Consider the following 26,658-nt stretch of genomic DNA (forward strand, 5'->3'; position numbering starts at 1 on the left):
TGTGAGCCTTGACACAGGGAGTGCGGCCATCTTAGCGTCCGAGCAATCGTTTTCTCGCCTGCGTGAGCGACGAGACGGGGGTCGGAATGAACACGGCGCCACCGCTGGTCGAGATGACCGGCATCACCAAGCGTTACGGCGGTGTGCTCGCCTGCGACGCGGTTGACCTGGCAGTTCGCGGCGGCGAGGTGCACGCTCTGCTCGGTGAGAACGGGGCGGGCAAGAGCACCTTGATGAAGGTCCTCTCCGGCGACATCACCGACCACGCCGGTGGGATCACCATCGAGGGTCACCCGGTCCAGTTCGGAAAACCCGCGGACGCGCAACACGCCGGGGTCGCGATGATCCACCAGGAACTCGACCTCGTCCCGGCCTTGAGCGTCGCCGAGAACCTCCACCTGGGACGCGAACCGCGCACCCGGTTGGGCACCGTGGACCGGCGCGCGATGTCCGAGCGCACCCGGGAGTTGCTGCGGCGCACCGGGATCGAACTCGACCCGAACCGCCCTGTCGGCGAGCTGCGGGTCGGTGAGCAGCAGCTCGTCACCATCGCCCGCGCGCTGTCGCTGGAAGCCAAGGTGCTGATCATGGACGAGCCGACCTCGGCACTGTCCACAACGGAGGTCGACCGGCTCTTCGGCGTCATCGGCGAGCTGCGCCGCACCGGCACCGGCATCGTCTACATCTCGCACCGGATGGATGAGATCGGCCAGGTCGCCGACCGCGCCACCGTGCTGCGCAACGGCCGCAAGGTCGCCGAGTTCGACGCGCAGGCGATGACCGCCGCGGAAGCCGCCGAGGCGATGGTCGGCCACGCGGTGCAGACCCGCTTCCGCTCGCAGACCGTCGACATCGGCGGAGAACTGCTGAGCGTCAAGGGCTTCGCCGTCCACCCCCGCCGCGCGCGGGTCGGAAGGAGGGAACCCGACGGCATCGATCTGACCGTCCGCAGCGGCGAGATCGTCGGCCTGTGCGGACTGCTCGGAGCCGGGCGGACCGAACTGCTCGAATCGCTCTACGGCGCGGGCTCGACCGGGACCTGGGAAGGGGAGGTCTTGCTCGACGGGAAACCGGTGCGCCCGGCCGGGCCGAGGCAGGCGCTGCGCTCGGGGATCGCCTTCGTGCCGGAGGACCGGCGCAGCTCCGGGCTGGTGCTCGGGCACTCGGTGACCGCCAACACCGTGCTGTCGGTGCTGGACCGGCTGGGTGTCGCCGGAATGGTGCGCCGCAGGTCCGAACTCAGTGCGACCCGGCGCAGCGTCGACCAGCTCAAGGTCAAGCTCGACCGCATCTCCGACGCGGTCGGCACCCTCTCCGGCGGCAACCAGCAGAAGGTCGTCTTCGGGCGCATGCTGCTCACCGAGCCCCGTCTCCTGCTGCTCGACGACCCGACGCGGGGCGTGGACATCGGTGCGAAGGCGGAGATCTACCAGTTGCTCTCGGAGATCGCCGGCCGTGGCATCGGCGTGCTGCTGGCCTCCTCGGAACTCCCCGAGCTGGTGGGGGTGTGCCACCGGGTGGTCGTGCTGCGTGGCGGGCGCAGCGTCGCCGAGTTCGACACCGCTCATGCGGGGGAGGCCGACCTGCTGGCAGCCGCGATGGGCGATCGGAACGGGAATCCACCGGGGCCGGCGGTCGGCACCGGGCAGAGCACCGGGGGAGGTGCGAATTGAGCAATCAGACGGAGCAGCGGCCCGTGCCCGGAGATCTGCCCGCGCAGCGTTCCAAGCGGACCGACACCGTCGAGACCCTGTTCAAGTTCCAGAGTTTCTTCGGTCTGGTCGCGGTGTTCATCGCGGCGGTGATCTTCTCACCCCGCAACGACGGCGAAATCCTGTTCCTGAGCAGCGACAACCTGTTCAACATCGTGCGCGCGGTCTCCGAGATCGGGATCATCGCGATCGGGCTGACCTTCGTGATCCTCATCGGCGGGATCGACTTGTCGGTCGGGTCGGTGCTGGGGCTGGCGGCGGTCGGTTCCGCCGTGCTGTTGGTCAACAGCGGGTACGGCGTGTGGGCCACGGTCGTCGTCGTGCTGCTGGCCGGAATCGCCTTCGGGTTCCTGCAGGGTGCCGCGGTGGCGCTGCTGGGGGTGCAGGCGTTCATCGTCACCCTGGCCGGATTGCAGATCGCGCGCGGACTCGCGCGCATGTGGTCCGGCGGCGAGACCGTGCAGATCTCCTACGGAGACGGGCCGGGACAGGCCCCGATGCTGTTCTCGCTGCTGGGGGAGCGGACCTTCGGCGGCGTGGTGCCCATACCGGCGCTGATCTTCGCCGCGGTGGCCGTGATCGCGATCCTGTTCCTGCGCTCCAGCGCCTACTCCCGGCACCTCTACGCGATCGGCGGGAACGAGAAGGCGGCTCGGCTCTCGGGCGTGCCGGTGAACCGGGTCAAGATCATCGCTTTCGTCATCGCGGGGTTCTGCGCTGCGCTGGCCGGCATCGTGCACGCAGGTCAGCTCAACGCGGGCAGCCCCAACGACGGAACCGCCTACGAACTCGACGGGATCGCCGCGGTGGTCGTCGGCGGCACCAGCCTGGCCGGCGGCCGAGGTTCGGTGATCGGCACCATCGCCGGTGCGCTGCTGCTCGGCATCCTCAACAACATCTTGAGCCTGAACAGCGTCAACACCGATCTGCAACTGCTGATCAAGGGTCTGGTGATCGTCGCGGCGGCGGCGCTGCAGCGCCTGCGCCCCACGGCCTGAGCCGGATCCACCGAAGGGAGCACGATGCGCAAGACAACGAAGTCCTTGGTCGCAATCACGTGCGCCGCGGTCGCGTTCGCCGCCGCCGGTTGCGGGACGACCAGCGAGAACACCGGTCAGGTCCAGGTCCAGGACCCGACGAAGGGCTGCCAGGGCGCCAACGGCAAGTACACGATCGGGATGAGCCAGGCGAACCTCGCCGAGCCGTACCGGGTGCGGATGGACGACGACATCCGCAAGGCCGCGCAGAAGGTCCCGCAGTTCGAGGAGGTGCAGTTCTCCGACGCTGCGAAGGACAACTCCAAGCAGGTCACCGACGTCGAGAACTTCATGACCAAGCAGGTCGACCTGCTGATGATCTCGCCGAACGAGGCGGCGCCGCTGACCGATGTGGTGCGCAAGGCCTACAACCAGGGCATCCCCGTCGTGGTGCTGGACCGCAAGGTCGACGGTGAGGCGTACACGACCTACATCGGCGCGGACAACGTCGCCATCGGCAAGCAGGCGGGCGAGTTCTTCAAGAAGGCGCTGCTGCCGCAGGGCGGCAAGATCGTGCAGATCAAGGGCCTCTCCGGCTCCACACCGGCCGCTGAGCGGGAAGAGGGCTTCAAGCAGGGCATCGCGGGCTCCAAGATCGAGGTCGTGGCCACCGCCGACGGCGAGTGGGAGCGCTCGGTCGGGCAGCAGAAGATGGACGCGCTGCTCAAGGCCCACCCGGACGTCCAGGCCGTGTACTCGCAGAACGATCCGATGGCCGAGGGCGCCTGGCTGGCCGCGCAGGCCGCCAACCGCCCGGACCTGAAGTTCGTGGGCATCGACGGCCTGCCGATCCCCTCCGGCGGGATCAAGGCGGTGGAGGAGGGCCGGCTGCAGGCCACGAACCTCTACCCGACGGGTGGCGCGGAGGCCGTCGAGGCGGCCAAGAAGATCCTGGTCGACTGCCAGCAGGTGCCCAAGATCCAGACGCTGGGAACCGAACTGATCACGAAGGACAACGCGGCCGAGGTGTACGGCCGGCTCAACCAGGATTAGAAGCCGAAGTGGACGCGAACTCCTCCGGGTAGCAACGAGGCGCGGAACGGGCCGCGTCGCGCCGGACCGAGGACAGGCCGCAGCGCTCGTTCCGAGTGCTGCGGCCTTTTCGTGCCGCGAGAATCCGGAGCACTGGTTCGATACACCGAATTCCGCTGCCCGGCAGCTAAAAACACCTGGTTGGCGGCTGTCGTGAGTACGACACACCAGAGACCATCTTATTGAGTGATTTCGCGTATCGATGACTATTCCGTGCCCGTTGTTTGGTTGCCGTCCGGGAGGCCATTTCTTACGCTGCGCTAGATCGCGCTTTGAGATCTTGCCGGGTCCGAGTCGGTTGGAAACCACTGAGTTAGAGCGCATCACGATTCACGGAACCGGAATCAGCGGCAGAACTGTCTGCGGTGGACAGCGCTGTCCGCAGGGGAGGGCGAGCACGATGACAGAACGCTCCGCACCGTCGCGAAGCGACGCCCGCCGGCGGTACCGCCGGCTCGCCGCCTACCTGGGTGTCTTCTCGCTCGCCGCTGCCGCGGTGATCGCCGACGCCGGGTTCGCGAGCGTCCGAGCCCACGCCCAGCAACCTGCGCCGCCGAGCAAGGGCCAGGTCGGCTGGGACTCCTACCGAGACCTCGACGGGATGCCGCGACTGCGCGGCGCCGAGCAGTCCTTGCAGTTCTCCAGCTACGACCGCTCCGGCGGCAACGACGACGGATTCGAGGGCACCTACTCCTGCCTGCGCGAATCGGCGCGGGGATGCGTGATCGCCGAGCACACCGGGCCGGGTGAGATCTCCGGCCTGTGGAGCACACGCGAGCCGATGGGCGACGTCACGGCGACCGGAAACCTCGTCGTCGAGCTCGACGGCCGCACGGTGCTCGACGCGCCGTTCGCCGACGTGGTCAGCGGCAAGGTCGGAGCGCCGTTCGTGTGGCCGCTGGTGGGCAACGCCGACGACGCCGCAGGCGGTGTGGTCAGCAAGGTGCCGATGCCGTTCCGCGAATCGATGCGCGTCACCGTGCGCAACAACCCGGACTTCTACCACGTGAACTACCGGACCTTCCCCGACGCGGAAGGTGTCGAGACCTTCGATCCCGCGGACCCGGCCACAGACGTGCTGACGAAGCTGCGGGGCTTCGGCGTGGCCGATCCGAAGAACGCCACCGGCGGAACACCGGTGCGCAGCGACTTCGGTCTGGCCCCCGGCGGCGTGCACACCGTCGCCGAGGTGAGCGGACCGGCGCGGATCAACCAGCTGCGGGTGCGCTTGCCGCAGGTGGTTGCGGCTCCCCAGGTCGTCGACGACGGCATGGCCTTCGGTCAGGGCGGCGGCAGCCGGTTCCGGATGCGCGTGGACCCGAACAACGAGGGCGTCCGCGTGATCCGGCGGTTCGACCCGCAGGTCGCCGACCAGGTCGCGAGCATGGCGGTCAACGGCCAGGTGGTGGGTGAGTGGCGCAGCGGTGCGGCCGCTCCCGGCCAGTGGGGAGTGCAGTCGATCGACGTGCCCGCCCACATCACCGCCGGTGAGTCCTCGGTCGAGGTCGACAACCGGTTCGTCTCGTCCTCCTTGGACGTCAACGAGTTCCGCTACGACGTGCAGAGCCTGGTCAACGGCGAGTGGGTCCGCACCGACGTGCTCGACCTCGGCCCCGGGCACCCGGGTGAGGAGAGCGCGCACGGCTACCAGATCGACAACCCGGTCTTCGAGCGCTCCCGGCTGTCCGGGAGGTACACGATCCCGCCCGAGCAGGTCGCGGCCTCCGACGAGGTGCTGACCTCCGCGCGCCTGCGCGTCACCTTCGACGGCGAGACCACTGTGGACGCTCCCATCGGCGAGTTCTTCGGCACCGGGCTCGGCGAGTACGACGTGCGCACGATGATGAGCTCGGTCGATCCCGGACAGGACGGCTGGTACACGGCGTGGTGGCCGATGCCGTTCAACGAGAGCGCCAAGGTGGAGATCGTCAACGGCAGCGGCATCCCGATCGAGGGGGCCACGGCCGAGGTCGTCACCGGGCCCGGCGGCGTCGACGAGGGCAGCGGCCACTTCCACGCCACGCACAAGCGCGGCAACACGGTTCCCGGTCGGGACTGGAACTTCCTCGACCCCGGCGGGGCGGGAACGTTCTACGGGGTCACCCACACCATGCGCGGCCTGATCCCGCTCAACGAGACCAAGGCGAGCGTGCTGCCGCACTCCACGCGGCAGACGGCGTCCAACCCGCGCAACTACCTGGAGGGCGACGAGCGGTTCTACGTCGACGGGGCCGAGGAACCCGCGTGGCACGGGACCGGGACCGAGGACTTCTACGAGTCGGGCTGGTACTTCCGGTTCGGCACGACGTTCTCGATGCCGCAGGCGGGCAACCCCGGCCACGAGGTGAACCAGGACGGCTGCCAGTACGACTGCACCGGCGCCTACCGGCTGATGGTGGGCGACGCGGTGTCCTTCCGGAACGGGCTGGTCGCGGGCATCGAACACGGCCCGGCCAACGACGAACCGGGCGACTACAGCTCCACGGCCTACTGGTACGGGGCTCCGGTCGGTCGCAGCCTGCCAGCGGGCCCACCGCCACCGGAGGTACCGCCGGCCCTCCCACCGGCACCGCCGGCCCCGACCCAGCCCCCGTCACAACCGGCTCCGACGGCGCCGCAGGAGCCGGGCCGACCGACGTCCACCGGCTCGACGCCACCGGACTCGGGCACGACTGAGCCGTCGAGTGAGAGCAACGGTCTCCTGCCGAGCTCGAACTGATCGCTCGCGAAACCGGTGCCCGGATCTCACCGCAGATCCGGGCACCGATTTCCGCTACCGGCGGATCGGTCGGGCCCGGCGTTCGCTCCTGGAACACGTCAGTCCTGGTCCAACCGCCCGTGATCGATGTCCTCTTCGTCCGGTCGGTTCGCCGTCAGCGGGAGGAGCTGCCGCGCGCGACCAGGTGGGCGGAGAGCGTCGTGGTGGAGGTTTCCTCGCGGTCGCCCGAGATGCGGTCGAGCAGGAGGCGGGCCGCCAGCGCACCGATGTCGTAGGCGGGCTGGGCGACGACCGACAGCGGAGGGTCGAGCAACGTGGTCCACGGAGCGTCGTCGAAGGCGACGACTCCGACGTCGCGGCCCGGCTTGAGCTTCAGCGCCGCTAACGCTTCCAGCACACCGACGGCCATCGCGCTGTTGCCCACCAGCACCGCGTCCGGCGGATTGTTCTGCCTGAGCAGCGCGTGCGCGGCCTGCTGCGCGCCGTCGGCCTTGAACTTCGACCGCCGCACCAGCGAGGTGGAGCTGGGCAGCTTCACCGCGCGCAGCCCGTCGCGGTAGCCGGCCAGCCGGTCGTCGGCCGTGGGCACCCCGCTGGGACCGGTGAGGCAGCCGATGCGGCTGTAGCCCTGCCCGGCCAGGTGCAGCGTCGCGTGCTTGGCCGCCATCCGGTTGTCGACCAGCACCGTGTCGCTCGCGCGGTCCGGAAGCGGCCGGTCCACTGCCACCACCGGCGTGCTGTGCCTGGCCAGCAGCTCGGCCGTGCCCGAGCTGCCGGTGGGCGAGAGCAGCACCCCGGCGACGCGCTCCTGCAGCGCGACGTCGACGTACTCGCGCTCCTTGTCCGGGGCGTCGTCGGAGTTGCACAGCACCAGCGAGTACCCGGCCTCGTGGGCGACGTCCTCGACGCCTCGTGCGATCGCGGTGAAGAACGGGTTCTCCACGTCGGAGATGATCAACGCGAGCACTGCGGTCTCCTGTTTCCGCAGGTTGCGGGCGGGGCCGTTGGGCCGGTACCCGAGCTCTTCGGCTGCGGCGAGCACTCTCCCGGCGAGTTCCGGATCAACCGTCGCCTTGCCGTTGAGCGCCCGGGAGACGGTGGCCGTGGACACCCCCGCGCGGGTCGCCACGTCGCTGATCGTCGCCACGACTTCCTCCCTCACCGCTGGGCGAGTGACGGTGGGCCACCCGCCTTGACAGCCTGTATTACGCCAGAATAGCGTCCGAGAAAACGATTGCTCGCGCTGGTTCGCAAGGTCTTCCAGGCGATTCGGCCGAGAATCCGCGCACCGCCGGTTCAGCAGCAGTCAACGCCGTCTGTGAAGCGAACTTGGAGGAACTGTGGCTCGCATCGGTGTCGTCAGCATCTCGGACGGGCGTGGTCACGTGCACGCCCGCAACGCCGAGTTCATCCAGTCCAAACAGGACGCTCTGGTCGCCTCGCTGCGCGCGGCCGGCCACGAGGTCGTCGTCGGCGCCGATCTGGTCGCCACCAACTCCCTGGCCGTCTCCGTCGCCCGCGAGGTCGCGGCGGCCGACGTGGACGTCACCGTCCTCTACTACGCGGTCTGGTCGTTCCCGCACTTCACGATGCTGGCCGCGGACGCCACCCGCAGCCCGCTGGTGCTGGTGGCCAGCACCGACCCCACCGAGCCCGGCTTGGTCGGGATGCTCGCCGCAGGTGGCGCGCTGGACCAGATCGGCCGCAGTCACACCCGTGCCTGGGGAGCCCCTGACGACGCCGACCTGGCAACCAAGATCGGTGTGCACGCGCAGGCGTCGGCCGCGGTGAGCTCGCTGCACGGCTCCACCTTCGGCCGCTTCGGCGGACGCCCGATGGGCATGAACACCGCCGTGGCCAACACCGACCAGTGGATGCGCAAGTTCGGAGTCGACGTCGAGGAGATCGACCAGTACGAGCTGGTGCTGCGCGCCGAGCAGGCCGACGGTGCCGAAGCGAAGAAGGCCCGCGAGTGGATCGAGCAGCACGCCGCCGGGGTGCACTACGACGGTGACAAGCTGACCCCTGAGCTCCTCGAACGACAGATCCGCTCCTACCTGGCCATTCGCGACATCATCGACGAGCGGAACCTGGACTTCTCCGGGATCAAGGCGCAGCCCGAGCTGACCGAGAACTTCGCGACGATGGACGTCACCGAGGCGTTCCTCAACGACCCCTACGACTGGAACGGCCCCAAGCAGCCGCACGTGTGCGCCACCGAAGCCGACATGGACGGCGCGCTGACGATGCAGCTGTTCAAGGCCATCTCCGGCACTCCGGTGCTGTTCGCCGACGTCCGGCACTACCACGCCGACCGCGACATCTGGGACTTGTGCAACTCCGGCCAGCACGCCACCTGGTACGCCGCGCGCAGCGACGACCCGGCCGAGAACCTCTCGAAGGTCAACTTCTACCCGGAGGTGTTCTTCTTCCCCGCGGGTGGAGCCTCGGTGCAGCACATCGCGGCCCCGGGAGAGATGACCCTCGGCCGTCTGACCAGGGAAGACGGCGAGTACCGCCTCCAGCTGATGCTCGGCGAGTTCGAGGACTACGGCGAGGCGACGAACAAGGCGCTCGTCGACCAGTCCACACCGGAGTGGCCGCACGCGTTCGCGCGGCTGGACGCGCCGGGCGAGGTGTTCCTGTCGAAGTTCGGGGCGAACCACATCCACGCCGTGCCCGGTGATCACCGAGCCGCGCTGCGCGCTGTGGCCGAACAGCTGGACATCCGCCTGGACGAGTGGAGCCGGGGGTCGGGGTCGTGAGTGCTGGAGCCGGTGCGGACCGGCTTCAGCACTCACAGGCGGTCCTGCTCGGCATCGACATCGGCACCTCCAGCTCGAAGGGGGTGCTGGTCGACGCCACGGGCAAGATCATCGCGCGTGCGAGCCGACCGCACCAGACCTCGCACCCGCATCCCGGTTGGGTGGAGCACGACGCGGAATCGGTGTGGTGGGCGGATTTCCTGGAGCTGACCAGGGAACTGCTGCCCGCCGCCCAGGGCTGCGAGATCGCGGGGTTGGGCGTCAGCGGCATCGGACCGGTGCTGCTGCCCGCCGACGGCAACGGAGAACCGCTGCGCCCAGCGATCCTCTACGGCGTCGACACCCGCGCCACCGACGAGATCGACGAGCTCACCGCCGAACTCGGCGCTGAGGAGGTCCTGCGGCGCGGCGGTTCGGCGCTGTCCAGCCAGGCGGTGGGGCCGAAGATCCGGTGGCTGGCCAAGCAGGAGCCCGAGGTCTACCGGCGCACCGAGATGCTGCTGATGTGCAGCTCCTACCTGGTGCACCGGCTGACGGGGCGGTACGTGCTCGACCACCACTCGGCCAGCCAGTGCGACCCGATCTACGACCTGCGGGCGCGGGACTGGTCCGCGGACTGGGCCGCTCGCGTCGCGCCGGACCTGCCTCTGCCGGAGCTGGCCTGGCCGACCGAGGTCGTCGGCCGCGTCGGGGCGGAGGCAGCGGCCGAAACCGGTCTGCCGGAAGGACTGCCGGTCACGGCGGGCACGGTCGACGCGTGGGCCGAGGCGACCAGCGTCGGCGTGCGCGCTCCAGGTGACGTGATGCTGATGTACGGGACCACGATGTTCTTCGTCGAGGTCCTCGACGAGGTCAGGCCGCACCCGGCGCTGTGGGGCACCTGCGGCGCCTTCCCCGACACCTACACGCTGGCCGCCGGGATGGCGACCTCCGGTGCGGTCACCGACTGGCTGCGCGGGCTCGTCGACGGCGACTTCGCGCAACTCGTCTCGGAGGCCGCGTCGGTCCCGGCGGGCTCGCGGGGGCTGTTGCTGCTGCCGTACTTCGCCGGTGAGCGCACGCCGATCTTCGACCCGTCGGCGCGCGGCGTGCTCGCCGGGCTGACCTTGGATCACGGTCGTGCCGAGCTGTACCGGGCGGCGTTGGAGGGGATCTCCTTCGGCGTCCGGCACAACCTGGAAGCGATGGGGGAGGCGGGTGGTTCCGCGCACCGGTTGGTCGCGGTCGGTGGTGGCACGCAGGGCGGGCTGTGGACGCAGATCGTCTCCGACATCACCGGCAAGGAGCAGCAGATCCCCGCCGAGACGGTCGGTGCCGCCTACGGGAACGCCCTGCTCGCCGGCGTCGGCACCGGCACCGCAGTGGATCCGGACGCCTGGAACCCGGTCGTGGACACCGTGCGACCCAACCCGGACAACACCGAGCGCTACGAGAACTACTACCGCCACTACCGCGACCTCTACGACTCAACGACCCGAATCGCCCACTTCCTAGCCGCAGAACAACACGCGGCCGACCAAACCCCCTGACCCGAACCCGAGCCGCCCCGGCCCGGCCCCGAATCCGGCTCGGCCCCCGGTCCCGATCCCGGCCGGTCTCGGTCCCGACCGCTTGCTCCCGGTGTCGGTTCCGAATGCGTGCGGACCCGGAACACCGCCGTGATCGGGTTCCTGGATGCGGCCGTAGCCGGGGTTCTGAATGCGGCGGTTCTCGCGGTTGGGGGTGGGGGGTGCGCGATCTTGTTAAGCTCACTCCTCCTGGTTGACGGGGTGTGAGACGTAGGAGGTCGCGGTGGCACGGCGTGTTCTCGCGGCCGGGTTGGCGCTGGTCGCGCTGGTGGTTGCCAGCTGTTCGCGGCCTGAGGCCGGTCTCGCGCCCGTTGCGCCGGTGCGGGACCTCGGTGCGCACGAGGTGGTCCGGCACCAGGTCTACGCCCAGCGCGACACCGGGGCGCTGCGCTTGGACCTGTACCTCCCGCCGCGCGCGGCCCTCGCGACGCCGCTTGTGGTCTACGTGCACGGCGGCGGCTGGGACGCGGGCGTCCGCGCCCTAGACACCGATCCGTCCGCTCCGGAATCCCTAGCGGCGCGGCGTCTTCTGGAGCGCGGCTACGCCGTGGCCACGGTGGACTACCGGTTGACCGGGGTCGCGCAGTCGCCGGCGCAGTTCGTCGACGTCGCCGATGCGGTGCGCTGGTTGCAGGAGAACTCCTCGCGGTGGGGGCTCGACCGGAACCGGGTGGGTCTGTGGGGAGCTTCGGCAGGGGGACACCTGGTCTCGCAGCTCGGGGCGGTCGCCGGGGACCCGGCCGAGCCGGGTGGTGGGCTCACCGGGATCCGGGCGGTCGTCGACTGGTTCGGTCCCAGCGATCTCAGCGCCGAGGCGCAGCACGAGCATCCGCAGCTGCAGGACTACGCGCGCCGCGCGATCACCGGGTTGCTCGGCTGCATGCCGGTCGACTGCCCCGACGTCGCCGACGCGGCCAGCCCCGGCCGCAACATCTCCGGCGATGAGCCGCCGTTCCTGATCCAGCAGGGCACCGCCGACTCGCTGGTGCCGCTGGACCAGAGCCTCGACTTCGCCGCGGCGCTGCGCAGCCGTGGCGTCACCGCCGAGATGCACCCCTACCAGGGCCTCGACCACGGCTTCGGCAAAGGCCCGCAGACCACGCTCATCGTCGACACCCTCGACGCCTTCGTGCGCACGCACGTGTAGTCAGCGGGCAGTTCTTGGTGGGAAGCGGTATTGATCATGTCCGGTTCGGACCAGAACTGCCCGCACAGCGGCGAGGGCCTCAGTTCTGGGTGACGTCGGCTCCGTTGAGGGACACGTCGTCCTCCCGGCGGATCTCCGCGATGTCGCCCGAGCCCGCGGTCTCGGCGAGGGGCTGGACCGAGTTGCGGAACGTCTCCAGGGCGTCGAGCTCCCGCCGCCGGGCTGAGACGAAGCGCTGCAAGTGGGTGCTGGAGAGGTTGACCGCGTCCACCGCGTTGGAGGCCGCGCGCTGCGAGCGGACGGCCTGGCTGCGGACCTGCTCGATGTCCTCGGCGAGGGTGCGTTCGGTCGAGGCGAACATCGCCGCCGCAGCCAGCACCGCGAAACCCGTGGGGCCGCACAGGAAGACCCGCTTGCCCAGCAGCCACGACAGCAGCTGCGGGTCGGTGTCCAGCGCCGCGACGACGGCGGCGTCGGACGGCACGAACATGATCGAGCCGTAGATCGCGTCAGCCCAGCGCTGATAGCCCTTGCTCGCCAGCTCGTTCGCGCGGGAGCGGATGTTGCGCACGTGCACCCGCAGGGCGTCGGCGCGCTCCTCGGCGTTGTCGGTCTCCATCGCCTCCGCCCACACCGCGAGGCTGGCCTTGGAGTCCACCGGAACCTGCCGTCCACCGCCGACTTCGAGCACCATGTCCGGGCGTGCCGCGCCGCCGCCTGCCAGGTCGGTCTGCAGCGTGAAGTGGATGCCCTCCCGCAGTCCCAGCGACCGCGCCGTCTCCACCAGGACCTGTTCACCCAGCTCACCGCGGCCGGTGATCGAGGCGAACGCTACCTCGTAGCGGCGCAGAGCCGCCTGCTGCGCGGTGCTGCGGGCCCGCTCGGCCTCGACCATCCGCATCGCCTCGTCGGCGCGGCGCGCGCTGTCGCCGTAGAGCCGCCAGATCAGCAACAACGCCGCCGCGACCAGCAGGATCAGCACGACGACGAACCCGACCAGAACCCCAGTTCCCACACGACCTCCATCCCGAGCGAGCGGACTCCGCAATCATCCAGCAAGCAGCCGACAAGATCACCCCGGCACGCAGGCACTTCGAACTGCCCGCGAGAACGGGTGCGGTTGGTGATCACGGGATCACGCTTCGGGGTGGGGGTGTGCGACACGCCGAAGTGGCCTGGGGGGTCGAGCGGCGTTGATCGGGGCGCCGCTAGCTTGGGTGCCATGCGGGTACTGCACACCTCGGACTGGCACGTGGGCCGGACGTTCCACGGCCGTGACCTGCTCGGAGATCAAGAATCCGTGCTCGGCGGACTGGCCGAGCTGGTGACCGAGGAGCAGGTCGACGTCGTGGTGGTCGCCGGTGATCTCTACGACCGGGCGGTTCCCTCCGGCGAGGCGGTGCAGACCTGCGTGCGCGTGCTCTCGCGCATCCGCGAGACCGGCGCGCAGTTGGTGATCACCTCCGGCAACCACGACTCCGCGCCCCGGGTCGGCGCGTTCGCCGAGTTCGCCGCCGCGGGCGGCCTTCACCTGCGCACCCGCATCGACCGGCTGCACGAGCCGGTGCTGATCGACGACGAGCACGGCCCGGTCGCCTTCTACGGCATCCCGTACCTCGAACCCGACCCCGCCAAGCACGCTCTCAAGGTCAGCGCCGACGCGCCCGGCGCGAGCGCCGAGGTCGAGGGTCGCGGCCACACCGCGGTTCTCACCGAGGCGATGAACCGCATCCGAGCCGACCTCGCCGACCGTCCACAAGGGACTCGGTCACTGGTGCTGGCGCACGCCTTCGTCACCGGAGGCGAGGGCAGCGAGTCGGAGCGCACCATCGCCGTCGGCGGCGTCGAACAGGTACCGGGCACGGTGTTCGACGGCGTCGACTACGTCGCGCTCGGCCACCTGCACGGGCCGCAGGCCCTCGACGAGCACCTGCGCTACTCGGGAAGTCCGCTGGCCTACTCGTTCTCCGAGGCCAGGCACCACAAGTCGGTGTGGCTGGTCGACCTCGGCGCCGACGGGCTCACCGAGGTGCGCCGCCGCGAGCTGCCGGTCCCGCGCCGGTTGGCCACCATCGAGGGCGAGCTCGACGACCTGCTGGCCGACCCCGAGCACAGCGAGGTCGAGGACTGCTACGTCTCCGCGACGCTGACCGACGAGGTCCGCCCGCTGGAGGCCATGCGCCGCCTGCAGGAACGCTTCCCCCACGCGGTGCACCTGGAGTGGCGGCCGGCTGCGGGCAAGGCCACCGCCCCGCTGCGCTACGCCGAGATCGTCCGGGGCCGCGACGACAACTCGCTGGCCGCCCGGTTCGTCGAGGACTGCAGGGGAGCCGAACCCAACGATTCCGAGCGCGCGCTGCTCGACCAGGCGCTGCACGCGGTCACCACCGCCGAGGGGGCCGAATGAGGCTGCACAGCCTGGAGGTCACCGCCTTCGGCCCGTACCGCGACCACCAGGTCGTGGACTTCGACCAGCTCGGCGCCGACGGGCTGTTCCTGCTGCACGGCGACACCGGAGCCGGCAAGACCACGCTGCTCGACGCCATCGCCTTCGCCCTCTACGGCGCCGTGCCGGGCGCGCGCAACGACGCCAAGCGGCTGCGCTGCGACACCGCCGCCGACGAGGTCGGCACCAGCGTCGTGCTGGAGCTGACGATCCAGGGCCAGCGGTTGCGGCTGGAACGCAGCCCGGAGTACCAGCGCCCGAAGAAGCGCGGCGAGGGCTGCACGACCCAGCAGGCGAAGGCGTCGCTGACCTGGATCGGCGGGACGCCGGACGCGCAGCCGCCGGAGGGTCTGACCCGCATCGACGAGGTCGGCCGGACGGTGCAGCGGTTGCTGGGCATGAGCGTGGAGCAGTTCTTCCAAGTCGTGATGCTGCCGCAGGGCGAGTTCGCGAAGTTCCTGCGCGCCGACACCGGTGAACGCGAGAAGCTGCTGGAGCGGCTGTTCGGCACCGAGCGGTTCGGCCAGGTCGAGAGCTGGTTCATCGACCGCCGCCGCGAGCGCCGCCGCGAGGTCGAAGCGCAGTCGCAGCAGGTCCGCGAGCTCAACGCCCGCATCTCGCAGGTGTCCGGAGCTCCGCAGACCTCTGAGGTGGGCGACGAGAACTGGCTGGAGGACATCGAGAAGCAGGCGCTGCGCGACCTGGAGAGCACCGGCGCCGAGCACGCCCGGCTCCGCCGCGAACGCGACCAGGCCGAAGCGGCGCTGACCGAGCGCCGCGAACTCGCGGAGAAGGTCCGCCGCGTCCGCCAGGCCAACGCCACGCTCGCCGAGATCGACGCCAAGCAGGCCGAGCACGACGCCTGGCGGGCCGAGCGCGCCGCCGCCGCCCGCGCGGTCCCGGTGATCACCTCGCGCCGTGCCGCCGACCGCGCCGAGCAGGAGCGCGACCGCGCGCACGCCGAGGTCACCACGTGGGCCGACCGCTGCGAGGTCGACCCCGCGACCCCGCTCGGCGAGCTGCGCACCCGAGCGGGTGCCGAGCGCGAGCGGGCAGGTGCCCTGGCGCAGCTGATTCCCGAAGCGCAGCAGCAGGAATCCGACCAGCGCACGCTCGCCGAACTCACCGCCGCGATCACGGCGGACGAGGAGCGCGAGGCCGAACTCGTCGCCCAGCGCGACGGGCTGCCGGACCGCATCACCGAGGTCCGCGAGCGCGTCGACGAGGCCAAGCACGCCGGAGTGCGTCTGGAAACCGTTCGCGCCCGGGGCACCGAGGTCACCGCCCTGCTGACCACCGCGCGCGAAATCCCCGCCGCGCAGCGGGAACTGGAGTCGGCGAGGACCCGCGCGCAGCAGGCCGTCGACGCCCACCAGCAGGCCCGCGACAGGTTGCAGGACCTGCGTTCCCGGCGGCTGGCGGGCATGGCCGCCGAGCTCGCCACCCGGCTCGCCGACGGCGAACCGTGCCCGGTCTGCGGCTCGGCCGAACACCCGTCCCCGAAGCGCCCGGTCGACGACCAGGTGCGCGCCGAGGACGAAGAAGCCGCCCAGACCACCGAACAGCGGGCCCAGACCGAGCGGGAACGCGCCACGACCGCGGCCCAGCAAGCCGAACAGCGGATCGCTCACCTGCGCGAACGCCTCGGTGAGCACACCGAGCCCGAACTGGCCGACGAGCTGGAGCAGCTGCGCGCCGAGCAGAACCGGCTGAGCGAGACCGCCGCCGACCTCGCCCGGCGGGAAACCGAGCTGACCAAGCTGGAGTCGGCCACCGACGAGCTCGGCGAGCAGATCTCTGCGCTGCGCACCAGGATCGCCGCATCGCGCAGCGAGAACAGCGCTCTCGCCAAGGCGATCGAGGAGCGCGAGGCCAGGTTGCGAGATGGGCGAGGCGACTTCGACAGCATCGCCGGCCGCCGCGCGCACCTGCTCGACGTCGCCGACAGGCTGGAACGGCTCATCGCCGCCCGCACGGCCCGCGATGACGCCGAGCAGCGCCTCGCCGAAGCGCGCGTCGCGCTCGCCGAAGCCGCCACCGCGGCGGATTTCGCGAACGTCGACGAAGCCCTGGCCGCCGAGCGCGACGAACAGCGCCTCGCCGAGCTGGACGAGTCGCTGGCCGAGGTCGACCGCCGCGCCGCGGGTGCGCGGGACGCGCTGGCCAGCGCCGAGCTGTTCGGCGTGGACACGGACACCGAGGTCGCTCTGGAGCGGGCTTCGGAGGCGGCGACCGTGGCCCGCGAGGCCGCTGAGCGCGCGGCGGCGCTGGCCCACCGCTCCGAGCAGCGGCACGCCGAGCTCGTCGACCTCGGCGGACGGCTCCGATCGGCGTGGGCGCAGCTGGGTCCGGCGATGACCGAGCACGCCGAGCTGGAAGCCCTGGCGGACGTCGTCAACGGGCGGGGTCAAAACGCGCGCAAGATGTCGCTGCGCGCCTACGTCCTGGCGGCCCGGTTGGAGGAGGTCGCGGTCGCCGCGACCCGCCGCCTGCAGCGGATGAGCGACGGCCGCTACTCGTTCGTGCACTCCGACGCGGCCGGTGCTCGCGGCACGCGCGGCGGCCTGGGCCTGGACGTCCTCGACGACTACTCGGGCAAGGTCCGTCCGGCCAAGACGCTCTCCGGCGGCGAATCGTTCCTGGCCTCGCTGTCACTGGCGCTGGGCCTGGCTGACGTCGTCGCGGCCGAGACCGGTGGCGCGCTGCTGGACACGCTGTTCATCGACGAGGGCTTCGGCACGCTCGACGCGGACGCGCTCGACCTGGTCATGGACACGCTCGACGAACTCCGCGCAGGTGGCAGGGTCGTCGGTCTGGTCTCCCACGTCGAGGAGATGCGCCAGCGCATCGCCGTCCGGCTCAGGGTCCGCAAGTCCCGCCACGGATCAAGCCTGGAGCTGTCAGGAACTGGTTAGGCCACCGTTCTCCCAAATTCCAGGTGGCTGAACCGCAGCGGTGCCTGGAACCGGGCGCCACTCCCGAGGTGCGCCGATGCACGCGTCGCGACTCCCGCCCGGCCCCGGAGAACCGCTGAGAAGCCGCGGCGGTGCGAGCTGGGTCCCACACCTGCAGCAACGGCTACGCCTGCCCTTTCGACAGCTCCTGGGAGTTGCGGCGCTCGTGTTCCAGGAGCCACTTCTTGCGGTCGGAGCCCCAGCGGAACTCGCCCACCGAACCGTCGCTGCGGACGATGCGGTGGCAGGGAACGAACAGCGCTGCGGCGTTGCGCGAGCACGCCGTCGCCGCGGCCCGGACCGCGCGGGGTTTCCCGGTGAGACCGGCGAATTCGGAGTAGCTGAACAGCTTTCCGGGGGTGACGGTGCGCAGCACGTTCCACGCGTGCTGCAAGTAGGGCCCGGAGTGCTGGCTGACCGGGATGTCGTCGATGGCCTCCAGATCGCCCTCGTGGTAGGCGATGATCGCCTTGGTCACGGGGCCGAGGTCGTCTACCTGCACCAGCTCCTCGAACATCAGCGACGGCGCGACCTGCGGCAGCAGGTCATCGGTCCAGGCCGTCCAGCCGGAGGCGAGCACGAGGCCGTCGGTGTCGACCACCGCGCAGAACGGTCCCGCCGGTGTTTCCACAGTGGACCACTTGATCACGATTTCTCCCAGGGTTCGAAGGGTTCCTGCCGTGTCACCGGCCGTTGCTCGCGGCTTCCCACAACAGCACGCCGGCGTAGGAGCGCCACGGGCTCCACCGCCTGGCCTGCGCGGACAGAGCGGCGGGTTCTCCGGGGATTCCTAGCAGCCCCGCACCCCGCCTCAAGGCCAGATCACCGGAAAGGAGCACATCGGGGGCCCCGAGCAACCGCATCACCACGTAGCTCGACGTCCACGGGCCCACGCCCCGGATGCGCTCCAGGTCTTCGCGCAGCTCCGCCTCGTCGCGCCCGGGGTGCAGCGCGAGCCGCCCCTCGGCGACGGCGGCCGCCACGTCCCGCACCGTTTCCGCACGTCGCCGGGGTCCGGGCAGCGCTGCGGCCGCGTGCTCGGCGAGCACCTCGGCGGTGGGGAACAGCTTGGTCACCCCGCCTTCGGGGTGCGGCAGTTCGTCACCGAGCTCCGTGACGAGCCGTTCGGTGGCCGAGCGCGCGGCGGCGACCGAGATCTGCTGGCCGACCACCGACCGCACCACGATCTCCAGCCCGTCCACCGCCCCCGGCACGCGAACCCCGGGGGAGCGCTCGACGGATTCACGCAGCAACGGGTCGGAGCCGAGCACCTCGTCGATCGCGACCGGATCGGCGTCGAGGTCCAGCAACCGGCGCAGCCTCGCCACCGCGCTGCCCAGATCCCGCAGGTCGGACAGCCGCAGCGTGCAGGAGACGTGCTTGTCCGCAGGTCGCAGCTTCGCGATGCCGGTGCCGTGGGGAAGTCGCAGCGACCGCGAGTAGCAGCCGTCCCCGGACTCCTCCATCCCGGTCAGCGCCCGGCGGACCAGGAACCGCAGCACACCTGCGATGTCGCACGGCGCGCGGAACGGCAGCCGCAGCCGCACGGTCCCCGCCCCGCTGGGCGCACCGCGCTTCTGCCCGCGCAGTTCGGTGGGCGTGCGTCCGAAGATCTCCCGCATGGTGTCGTTGAACTGCCGCAGGCTCGCGAAGCCGGCCGCGAACGCCACGTCGCTGAACGAGATGTCGGTCGTCTCGATCAGCACCCGCGCGGAATGCGCCCTGTTCGCCCGCGCCAGCCCCAGCGGGCCCGCGCCGAGCTCCGAGGTGAGCACCCTGGTCAGGTGCCGCTCGGAGTAGCCGAGCTCGTCGGCCAGGCCCTGCACCCCGCAGCGGTCGACGACTCCGTCGCTGATCAGCCGCATCGCGCGCCCGGCGAGGTCAGCCCGCAGATCCCACTCGGGGGATCCGGGGACCGCGTCGGGCAGGCAGCGGCGGCACGCCCGGTACCCGGCGGCCTGCGCGGCGGCAGCGGTCGGGTAGAACGCGCTGTTGCTGCGCTGGGGCGTGCGAGCCGGGCAGGACGGCCGGCAGTAGATCCCGGTCGACCGCACGGCGTGGATGAAGCAGCCGTCGAAACGCGCGTCACGTGCGGCCACGGCTCTGAACGCATCCTCTGTTCCCACCAGCACGACCTCGATGTTCCCAGCGCGGGGGAGCGGTTACTAGCGGGAATCGGACACGGCGGGCACGACCGGGCCCGAGGGTCCGGGAGCGGAGCGCCTAAACTCCCAAGACGTGAGTCTCACCCTCGGAATCGTCGGTCTGCCCAACGTCGGCAAGTCCACCATGTTCAACGCGCTGACCAGCAACGACGCGCTCGCGGCGAACTACCCGTTCGCCACCATCGAGCCCAACGTCGGCGTGGTGCCGTTGCCGGACGCCCGGCTGGACAAGCTCGCCGAGGTGTTCGGCTCCGCCAAGACGGTGCCCGCCACCGTGTCGTTCGTCGACATCGCGGGCCTGGTCAAGGGTGCCTCGGAGGGGCAGGGCCTGGGCAACAAGTTCCTCGCCAACATCCGCGAGGCGGACGCGATCTGCCAGGTCATCCGCGTCTTCGACGACCCCGACGTGGTGCACGTCGACGGCCGCGTCGACCCGTCCAGCGACATCGAGACGATCAACACCGAGCTGATCATCGCCGACATGCAGACGCTGGAGAAGGCGCTGCCGCGGATGGAGAAGGAAGCGCGGACGAACAAGGACAAGCGTCCTGCGCTGGAAGCCGTCAAGAAGGCCCAGACGATCCTGGAGGACGGCAAGACGCTGTTCTCCACCGGCATCGGCAAGGACGACCCCGACCTGCGGGAACTCAACCTGCTGACCACCAAGCCGTTCCTGTACGTGTTCAACGCGGACGAGGGCGTGCTGGCCGACGAGGCCAAGCAGAAGGAGCTGCGCGAGCTGGTCGCCCCGGCTGACGCGGTGTTCCTGGACGCCAAGGTCGAGGCCGAGCTCATGGAGCTCGACGAGGAGTCGCAGCGGGAGCTGCTGGAGTCCATCGGCCAGGACGAGCCGGGCCTCAACGCCCTGGCTCGCGCCGGCTTCCACACGCTCGGCCTGCAGACCTACCTCACGGCCGGCCCCAAGGAGGCCCGCGCCTGGACGATCCCGCAGGGCGCGACCGCCCCGCAGGCCGCAGGCGTCATCCACACCGACTTCGAGCGCGGCTTCATCAAGGCCGAGGTCGTCTCCTACGACGACCTCATCGCCGCGGGCTCCATGGCCGACGCCAAGTCCGCGGGCAAGGTCCGCATGGAGGGCAAGGACTACACCATGGCCGACGGAGACGTCGTGGAGTTCCGCTTCAACGTCTAGTTTGCCGGGAGTGAGAAGAAGTGAGCAACGAAGCTGCAGCTCAACAGCGCGGAGTCTTGAAGGACGCGCCGACGCACTTGCTTCGACAACTCCGGCTGCCTTCGCGGTATGAATCCTTGATCGCGACGGTCGAGACCAAAATCGCCCAACTACTTGTCGAGCCTAGTGACGCGACGCTCGACGCCTTCCGAAAGGCTGCTCTTCATATCCGAAGTCGTTCGCGGGGAATCTTTTTGCCGGTGTTCGCGGATTCGGGCACGGGAAAGACGACACTGGTCAGTAATCTGGAAGCCTGGATTCCAGAGCAGTACGGACCTACCGCGCGTCTAGCTGGAGGCGAGGTATCAGCAGATCGGCTGCGACAAGCCGTCGCGTCAACCGTGCAGGAGCATGGGCTTCCGGTTAATGACAATCGCATTCTTGTGATCAACGTTGACGATCGCGAAAGTGACCCGCCTACAGATAAAGAAATCGCGCAGATCAAGTCATTCGTTCGAGAATCTGGCGAGGGTGCTTATGGGCTGGGATCCAGAACTCTAGTTGTGTGGCCCGAGACGTCACGATCTATGGCTGAGATAATGGCGAGTAACTATGAGCAGCGCGCCGGTCGGTCGCCAATCGAAATTCCGGTAAGGGTGGAGGGGCCGGGTCGCGAGGCTTGGCCCTCGTTGGCCGTCGCAACCTTAAAGCTTGTTAACTCCATTGATCGCCTAGAGGACCTCGGGGTTCAACCCGCTAATTATGACCCAGGAGCCTTTTCCACTATAGGTGATTTCTTGGACCAGATCAGTGCCGATTTTGTCAGCTTGCTTGATGAGTTGCTGAAGTCGACACGGAAGCCTGTTCGCCTAGTGATCGTGTTCGCCAGTGAAAGCGGAAATGCTGGCGTTCTTAATCAGCTGACGAGTGGCTACCGATATGGATTGGTCGACGCCGACAAGCTTGTCGCGGCGACCCCCGCGAGTGTCATCGGTAAGTGGTGGTTGAGCCGAATGGGTCTACTTATTCAAACCATCGTGAGATTAGATGCACGCGTTGTATACGCGGGACCGTCGCTGGTCGTTCCGGTAGTCAACAGGTATGGGCCCGAGGAAGCTCGTCAACTGTTGGTCGAGCTTGGTAACGCTCAGAAGTCGCCTAGTGAAATTTCCTCGTACTTTGAGCGGTCGGACTTCGGTAAGTTGTTACAAGGGACCGCCTCGGCTACTGCTGAGTCACGTGGTAATCCCGCAGTTGACTCGGTTGCAGCCTATGGGCTCCTAGCTGAGAGTATCGGTTTTGGTTCCGGTCGAGATAAAAAGTTCAACAGGGCCTTTGGTGACTTCCTCAATCAGGCTCAGCCTTCGCTTGGTGAGGTGACGGTGGAGTCCAAGGCGGATGGGATTCCGCTCATACCTGACCTCAGTCTAAATGCTGATGACTACGTCTCGTGCGTTGAATTCCATTGGCGGTCGGGCGAGTACTTAGTCTCGGCGAACAGGTCTGCGGCTGCCCAGTACGTGTTGACGAAGCTAAAGGCATACGCAACTGAACTTGGTTGGGTTTCTAACTGACCTGAATCGAGATTCTGCTGCGGCGCGACGGTGATGTGGGCGACTGCCGCTTGCTTCTCGGGCGTCGAGAGGTTCAGCGGTCCCGGACTGCGGCTTCGCGCGATCAGCGGCTCGACGGAGTCCTGCCGCCACTCCTGCGCGGCGGCGCTGACCTGGCCCAACAGGTCCTGCACCACGGGGTCTTCGGCGAGTCGACGCGCCACGCTGCTGTGGAACTGGGCAGCGTTGGCCTGGTCGGCGGCGTACGCCTGGAGGAAGGCCGGGTCATCGGTCAGCAGGAAAGCCTGCACGCGGTTCTCCTGCTGGGAGTAGGTCGTGACCAGGTTGGCGGTGCCGTTCTTCGCGGGCACGACCTTGGTGATCAGTTCCGTCGTCGAGTCCTCGACCCGCTGACGGAGGGCGAACATCCCGCCGGTGATCACCACGGTCACCACCATCAGTGCTCCGACGAGCGCGTAGAGGCGTCCCAGCAGGGAAAACCGTCCTCGCCGTCGTGGAGCCATCCCACGAGTATGCGAGACCGGCGCGCACGACACTGCTCAGGCGACGCATGCCTCGCCGGTGCGGGGAAGGCGGCCACGCCTATCTGTTGCAGGCCCTCGCCAGATCCTCACCGAACCCCTCCGAACGCGGCCTCCGCTGAGCCCGTGAGCGCGCCTTCCGGCTGCCCAGGGGCGAGGTCTCCCGGAGCGAACGGCGCAGACTGGCCGACGTGCTGAACGGCTGGCCGACCACCTCCGCGACTACGAAGCCTGACCGGCGGCCGGGTGAACCCGGGACCTTTCGGGGTTCCGTCCGACCACGGGACTGCTAGCGTCGGACGGGTGAGTCCGGTACTCGTGATCGGCGCGGGCGTGCACGGCCTGACCTGCGGGGTCGTGCTCGCCGAAGCCGGTCGGCAAGTGCGGATCCGCACCGCTGAGCGGCCCCGCGAGACGACCTCGGCGGTCGCCGGGGCGATGTGGGGCCCGGCGCGGCTCAAACCACCGGAACGAGTCCTGTACTGGGCGACCCTCTCGCACGCCGAGTTCACCGCGCTGGCGCGCGACGAGGACTCCGGCGTGCACCTGGCCTCCGGCCGGATGGCGGCGCGGTTCGACCTCGGCGACGTCGTCCCGCCGGAAACCAGGCTGATCCCCGACCTGCATCGGTGCGGGGAGCAGGAGCTGCCCGAGGGCTTCGTCTGGGGATGCCGGGGAACGGTCCCGCTGATCGACATGCCCCGCTACCTCGACCACCTCCTCGCCCGGTTCCAGGCGGCAGGCGGCGAGATCCTGCTGGCGTCCGTGCCGTCGCTGGCTGACGCCGTCGCCGAATCCGACACCGTCGTCAACTGCACCGGCGTCGGGGCGCACGAACTCGTCGGCGACCCCGGCGTGCACCCGGTGCTCGGCCAGCACGTCGTGGTGCGCAACCCCGGCATCGAGGAGTACTTCATCGAGCTCAGCGAGGGCGGCGAGTTCACGTCGTGGATGCCGCACGGCGATCGCGTGGTGCTCGGCGGCATCTCCGTGGACCACGACTGGCGTCGGACACCGCGTGCCGAGATCAGCGCGCGGATCCGTCGCCGCGTCGCCCAGCTCGAACCGCGACTAGCCGACGCCGAGGTGCTGGAGGAGACAGTCGGGCTGCGGCCGGGCCGTGACTCGGTGCGGGTCGACGTCGAGCACTACGAAGGCGCCCGCATCATCCACGACTACGGCCACGCCGGTAGCGGGGTCGGGCTTTCCTGGGGCTGCGCCTTCGAGGTCGCCGACCTCGTCGAGGGCTAGGGGCCTGGTGGCGGGGTCGTTGGGCGTGGCGGTGCGGGTGGCGGGAACTGAGCGGCTTCGTGGACTCCGGGCGCCACTCCTGGTGCAAGTCCACCGATGCACGGCGTCGCGGCGTGCTCGCCACGAAGCCGCTGCAGTGCCAGCGGCGTAGGTGGTGCGAGGGGAATGCGGCTCCGCCGCATCTCCACAACGCCTAGCCGAACTGCTCCACGACGCTGTCGATCTCCTGCGCCAGCGACGTGTCGTTGCTCGTGATGCCGCCCTTGAAGTGCGTCGACAGGTAGAACGTCACCGTCTTGTAGCGGATGTCGATGTCGGGGTGGTGGTTCTCGTTCTCGGCGATCTCGGCGATGCGCATGACAGCCTGGATGGCCTGCGGGAACCCGGGGAAGTCGACCACGCGGACGATGTTGTCGCCGTCCCGGTGCCACTTCGGCAGGTGTTCCAGCGCCTCGGAGATCTGCGCGTCGGTGAGGAGTTCGGTCATGCCCCTCATGGTGCCCGAGTCAGAGCTAATCGACCGCCTGCGGCGTGCCCAGTCTGAGATCGAGCTGAGAATCCGGCCGATCACTGTGAGAAGGCGCTAAGACCGGATGCTCGCGGCGGGTCGCGGTCGGCATGCTTGTCACCATGTTGCCTCGGGTTCTGGTGGTCGACGACGAGCCGGGAGTGCGGACCGCGCTGCGCCGCGGGCTGTCCGCGGAAGGCATGGAGGTCAGCGTTGCCGCCGACGGCCCCGAAGCGCTGCGCCTGGCCATGACCGGTGCCTTCGACGTCGTGCTGCTCGACGTCATGCTGCCTGGCATGTCCGGGTACCGGGTGCTGGAGAGGATGCGCGAGCAGGACGTGACCACGCCGGTGCTGTTGATCTCGGCGAAGAGCGGCGAGGTCGACCAGGCCGACGGGCTCGATCTAGGAGCCGACGGCTACTTGGTCAAGCCCTTCTCCTTCCTGGTGCTCGTGGCCCAGGTGCGGGCGCTGCTGCGGCGGCGCGACAACGCGAGCCAGCAGGCGTGCCTGCGGGTCGGGGCGCTGGAGATCGACCGCAGCAACCGCGAGGTGCACTGGGACGGCCAACCGGTCACCCTCTCGCCCCGCGAGTTCGGGCTGCTCGTCGCGCTCGCCAGCCACCCCGAATCGGTGGTGCCCAAGGACGACCTGCTGCGCATGGTGTGGGGTGAGGAGCAGTTCGTCACCCGCAACGTCGTCGAGGTCTACGTCGGCTACCTGCGCCGCAAGCTCACCGCCGTGGGTGCCGGCGAACTGGTTCAGACCGTGCGCGGGCAGGGCTACCGCGTCTGCGCCGAAGCATGATAAGGAGGCTGCGCGGCTGGTGGCAGCGCCGCACCATCCAGTTCCGCACCAGCGTGGTGGCCACCGCCGTCGCGTTGATCGGTCTCGGAGTGGTAGCTCACGCGGGGACCGGGATCGTCAGCTGGCTGCTGATCGACTCCGTCGACGCGGACCTGAAGCGCATCGCGGGCGGCACCGCGAGCCACGTCGCCGCGGGTTCGCCCGTCGTCGGCCGACCCGACGTGCGCGTGCTCGGTGAGAACGGGGAGCCGGTCGACGGCTTGCCCAGCGCGGACCTGAGCGAGTGGCAGATCGCCGAGCTGAGCGCGGGAAGTGGCGTGCTCGACTTCGAGGCGCCCGCCGAGCTGCACCGCTGGCGAGGCGTCCCGGTCACCGACCCCGGCGGCCGGCGCCTGTTGGTGGCCGCCGAAGCCCGCCTGGTCGGCTTCGCCGACACCGCCGGGCGCACCGGGAAGCTGCTCAGCTTCGGATCGGTGCTGGCAGCGGCCCTGGTCGGCTTCGCGACCTGGCTTGTCGTGCACCGCTCGCTGCGGCCGGTCGATCGAATTCGCAGCGCCGCCGCCGGACTGCCCGAAGGCGAGCGGCTCCCGGTGCCCGAGGCCGCCGACGAGATCCGTGCGCTGGCCGAAGAGCTCAACGCGATGCTCGCCCGCCGCGACGCCGACACCGAACGGCTGCGCCGGTTCACCGGCGACGCCGCTCACGAGCTGCGCAACCCCGTCGCCTCCATCCGCGCCCAGGCCGAGGTCGCGGTCATGCACCCCGACCCGGACATCGCCCACGAGACGCTGCAGGACATCGCTCTCGAAGCGCAGCGGCTGTCCACGCTGGTGGAGAGCCTGCTCGCGCTAGCCCGCGCGGAGCGCGAGGTCGAACCGACCCGGCCGGTGGACTTGACTGCGGCCGCGCGCACGGCGGCCGAGCGGCTCGGCAGCGACGTCGAACTGGACGTGCCCGAGGGGCCGGTGCTCGTGCTGGCCTCGCCTGCCGAGGTCTCGACCGTGCTGGAGAACATCATCGGCAACGCCCTGCGTTACACCCGGACGCTGGTGCGGGTGTCGGTGCAGGCCGAACCGGGGATGGGCGTGCGGCTGCTGGTCGACGACGACGGTCCCGGCATCCCGGCTGAGCACCGGATGCGCGTGTTCGACCGGTTCTACCGCGTCGAACCCGACCGGGCTCGCAGCACCGGCGGTGCCGGGCTCGGGCTGGCGCTGGCGGCCGAGGCGGTGCGCAGGCGCGGCGGGTCCGTGCACGCCGGCGAGGCACCCTCGGGCGGTGCGCGCATCGAGGTCCGCTGGCCGGCCGCGCGCTGACGTCG

19 protein-coding genes are annotated in these 26,658 nt (G+C 69.7%); 13 read left to right on the forward strand and 6 right to left on the reverse strand.

Going from position 1 to position 26,658, the window contains the following annotated elements:
- The first annotated feature begins 86 nt into the window (after positions 1-86).
- The 4 genes from E1161_RS03860 to E1161_RS28500 all read left to right on the forward strand — a co-directional run bounded on the left by E1161_RS03860 (position 87) and on the right by E1161_RS28500 (position 6,500).
- On the forward strand, positions 87-1,673 hold the full coding sequence (locus E1161_RS03860; protein WP_132619727.1) for a sugar ABC transporter ATP-binding protein: 1,587 nt from the start codon (positions 87-89) through the stop codon (positions 1,671-1,673).
- The gene (locus E1161_RS03865) at positions 1,670-2,710 is read left to right on the forward strand and encodes an ABC transporter permease (RefSeq protein WP_408011937.1); all 1,041 of its coding nucleotides are present in this window, start codon (positions 1,670-1,672) and stop codon (positions 2,708-2,710) included. The genes E1161_RS03860 and E1161_RS03865 overlap by 4 nt, the downstream gene beginning before the upstream one ends.
- Before the next feature lie 24 nt (positions 2,711-2,734).
- On the forward strand, positions 2,735-3,742 hold the full coding sequence (locus tag E1161_RS03870; RefSeq protein WP_132619593.1) for a substrate-binding domain-containing protein: 1,008 nt from the start codon (positions 2,735-2,737) through the stop codon (positions 3,740-3,742).
- 439 nt (positions 3,743-4,181) lie between these two features.
- Complete coding sequence (locus E1161_RS28500; RefSeq protein WP_132619595.1) at positions 4,182-6,500, forward strand: glycoside hydrolase family 172 protein; 2,319 nt, start codon at positions 4,182-4,184, stop codon at positions 6,498-6,500.
- 154 nt (positions 6,501-6,654) lie between these two features.
- Here the strand turns inward: E1161_RS28500 and E1161_RS03880 are convergent, their stop codons facing one another.
- Positions 6,655-7,647, reverse strand: a complete 993-nt coding sequence (locus E1161_RS03880) for a LacI family DNA-binding transcriptional regulator (protein WP_132619597.1) — start codon at positions 7,645-7,647, stop codon at positions 6,655-6,657.
- Between the two features lie 193 nt (positions 7,648-7,840).
- Here E1161_RS03880 and E1161_RS03885 point away from each other — a divergent pair, with 193 nt between their 5' ends.
- The 3 genes from E1161_RS03885 (at position 7,841) to E1161_RS03895 (ending at position 11,980) form a co-directional block, all read left to right on the forward strand.
- Positions 7,841-9,265: an L-fucose/L-arabinose isomerase family protein gene (locus E1161_RS03885; protein ID WP_132619599.1), complete on the forward strand. Its 1,425-nt coding sequence runs from the start codon at positions 7,841-7,843 to the stop codon at positions 9,263-9,265.
- Positions 9,262-10,794 carry an FGGY-family carbohydrate kinase gene (locus E1161_RS03890; RefSeq protein WP_132619601.1) on the forward strand — a complete coding sequence of 511 codons (1,533 nt, stop codon included), beginning with the start codon at positions 9,262-9,264 and terminating at the stop codon, positions 10,792-10,794. The genes E1161_RS03885 and E1161_RS03890 overlap by 4 nt, the downstream gene beginning before the upstream one ends.
- A 262-nt stretch (positions 10,795-11,056) precedes the next feature.
- Positions 11,057-11,980: an alpha/beta hydrolase gene (locus E1161_RS03895; RefSeq protein WP_132619603.1), complete on the forward strand. Its 924-nt coding sequence runs from the start codon at positions 11,057-11,059 to the stop codon at positions 11,978-11,980.
- Positions 11,981-12,059: 79 nt separating this feature from the next.
- Here the strand turns inward: E1161_RS03895 and E1161_RS03900 are convergent, their stop codons facing one another.
- Positions 12,060-12,995, reverse strand: coding sequence for a DNA recombination protein RmuC (locus E1161_RS03900; protein WP_132619605.1), 936 nt, complete (start codon positions 12,993-12,995; stop codon positions 12,060-12,062).
- 207 nt (positions 12,996-13,202) lie between these two features.
- Here E1161_RS03900 and E1161_RS03905 point away from each other — a divergent pair, with 207 nt between their 5' ends.
- Together E1161_RS03905 and E1161_RS03910 are read left to right on the forward strand one after the other, a co-directional pair.
- Complete coding sequence (locus E1161_RS03905) at positions 13,203-14,387, forward strand: exonuclease SbcCD subunit D (protein ID WP_132619607.1); 1,185 nt, start codon at positions 13,203-13,205, stop codon at positions 14,385-14,387.
- Entirely contained in the window at positions 14,384-17,341 is a 2,958-nt protein-coding gene (locus E1161_RS03910) for an AAA family ATPase (RefSeq protein ID WP_132619609.1), read from the forward strand. The genes E1161_RS03905 and E1161_RS03910 overlap by 4 nt, the downstream gene beginning before the upstream one ends.
- 163 nt (positions 17,342-17,504) lie before the next feature.
- Here E1161_RS03910 and E1161_RS03915 read toward each other — a convergent pair whose 3' ends face one another.
- Both E1161_RS03915 and E1161_RS03920 read right to left on the reverse strand, forming a co-directional pair.
- Entirely contained in the window at positions 17,505-18,032 is a 528-nt protein-coding gene (locus E1161_RS03915) for a methylated-DNA--[protein]-cysteine S-methyltransferase (protein WP_132619611.1), read from the reverse strand.
- A 31-nt stretch (positions 18,033-18,063) separates the two neighbouring features.
- The gene (locus E1161_RS03920) at positions 18,064-19,479 is read right to left on the reverse strand and encodes an AlkA N-terminal domain-containing protein (protein WP_328591207.1); all 1,416 of its coding nucleotides are present in this window, start codon (positions 19,477-19,479) and stop codon (positions 18,064-18,066) included.
- A gap of 139 nt (positions 19,480-19,618) precedes the next feature.
- Between E1161_RS03920 and ychF the strand changes: the two genes are divergently transcribed.
- A complete protein-coding gene (ychF, locus tag E1161_RS03925; protein WP_132619615.1) occupies positions 19,619-20,698 on the forward strand; it encodes a redox-regulated ATPase YchF in 1,080 nt (359 codons plus the stop codon).
- A 1,420-nt stretch (positions 20,699-22,118) separates the two neighbouring features.
- Here ychF and E1161_RS03930 read toward each other — a convergent pair.
- Positions 22,119-22,754: a CHASE3 domain-containing protein gene (locus E1161_RS03930; protein WP_132619617.1), complete on the reverse strand. Its 636-nt coding sequence runs from the start codon at positions 22,752-22,754 to the stop codon at positions 22,119-22,121.
- 321 nt (positions 22,755-23,075) lie between these two features.
- On the opposite strand from E1161_RS03930, the gene E1161_RS03935 reads away from it, so the two are divergent.
- Entirely contained in the window at positions 23,076-24,023 is a 948-nt protein-coding gene (locus tag E1161_RS03935; RefSeq protein WP_132619619.1) for an FAD-dependent oxidoreductase, read from the forward strand.
- Between the two features lie 193 nt (positions 24,024-24,216).
- On the opposite strand, the gene E1161_RS03940 is transcribed toward E1161_RS03935, so the two are convergent.
- Positions 24,217-24,510 (reverse strand): 4a-hydroxytetrahydrobiopterin dehydratase, encoded by a 294-nt coding sequence (locus E1161_RS03940; protein WP_132619621.1) that lies wholly within the window; start codon positions 24,508-24,510, stop codon positions 24,217-24,219.
- 143 nt (positions 24,511-24,653) lie between these two features.
- On the opposite strand from E1161_RS03940, the gene E1161_RS03945 reads away from it, so the two are divergent.
- On the forward strand, positions 24,654-25,337 hold the full coding sequence (locus E1161_RS03945) for a response regulator transcription factor (protein WP_132619623.1): 684 nt from the start codon (positions 24,654-24,656) through the stop codon (positions 25,335-25,337).
- Complete coding sequence (locus E1161_RS03950) at positions 25,334-26,653, forward strand: sensor histidine kinase (protein WP_132619625.1); 1,320 nt, start codon at positions 25,334-25,336, stop codon at positions 26,651-26,653. The genes E1161_RS03945 and E1161_RS03950 overlap by 4 nt, the downstream gene beginning before the upstream one ends.
- Positions 26,654-26,658 lie beyond the last annotated feature (5 nt).

Source organism: Saccharopolyspora aridisoli, from assembly GCF_004348445.1.
In the GTDB taxonomy this organism is placed as follows: domain Bacteria; phylum Actinomycetota; class Actinomycetes; order Mycobacteriales; family Pseudonocardiaceae; genus Saccharopolyspora; species Saccharopolyspora aridisoli.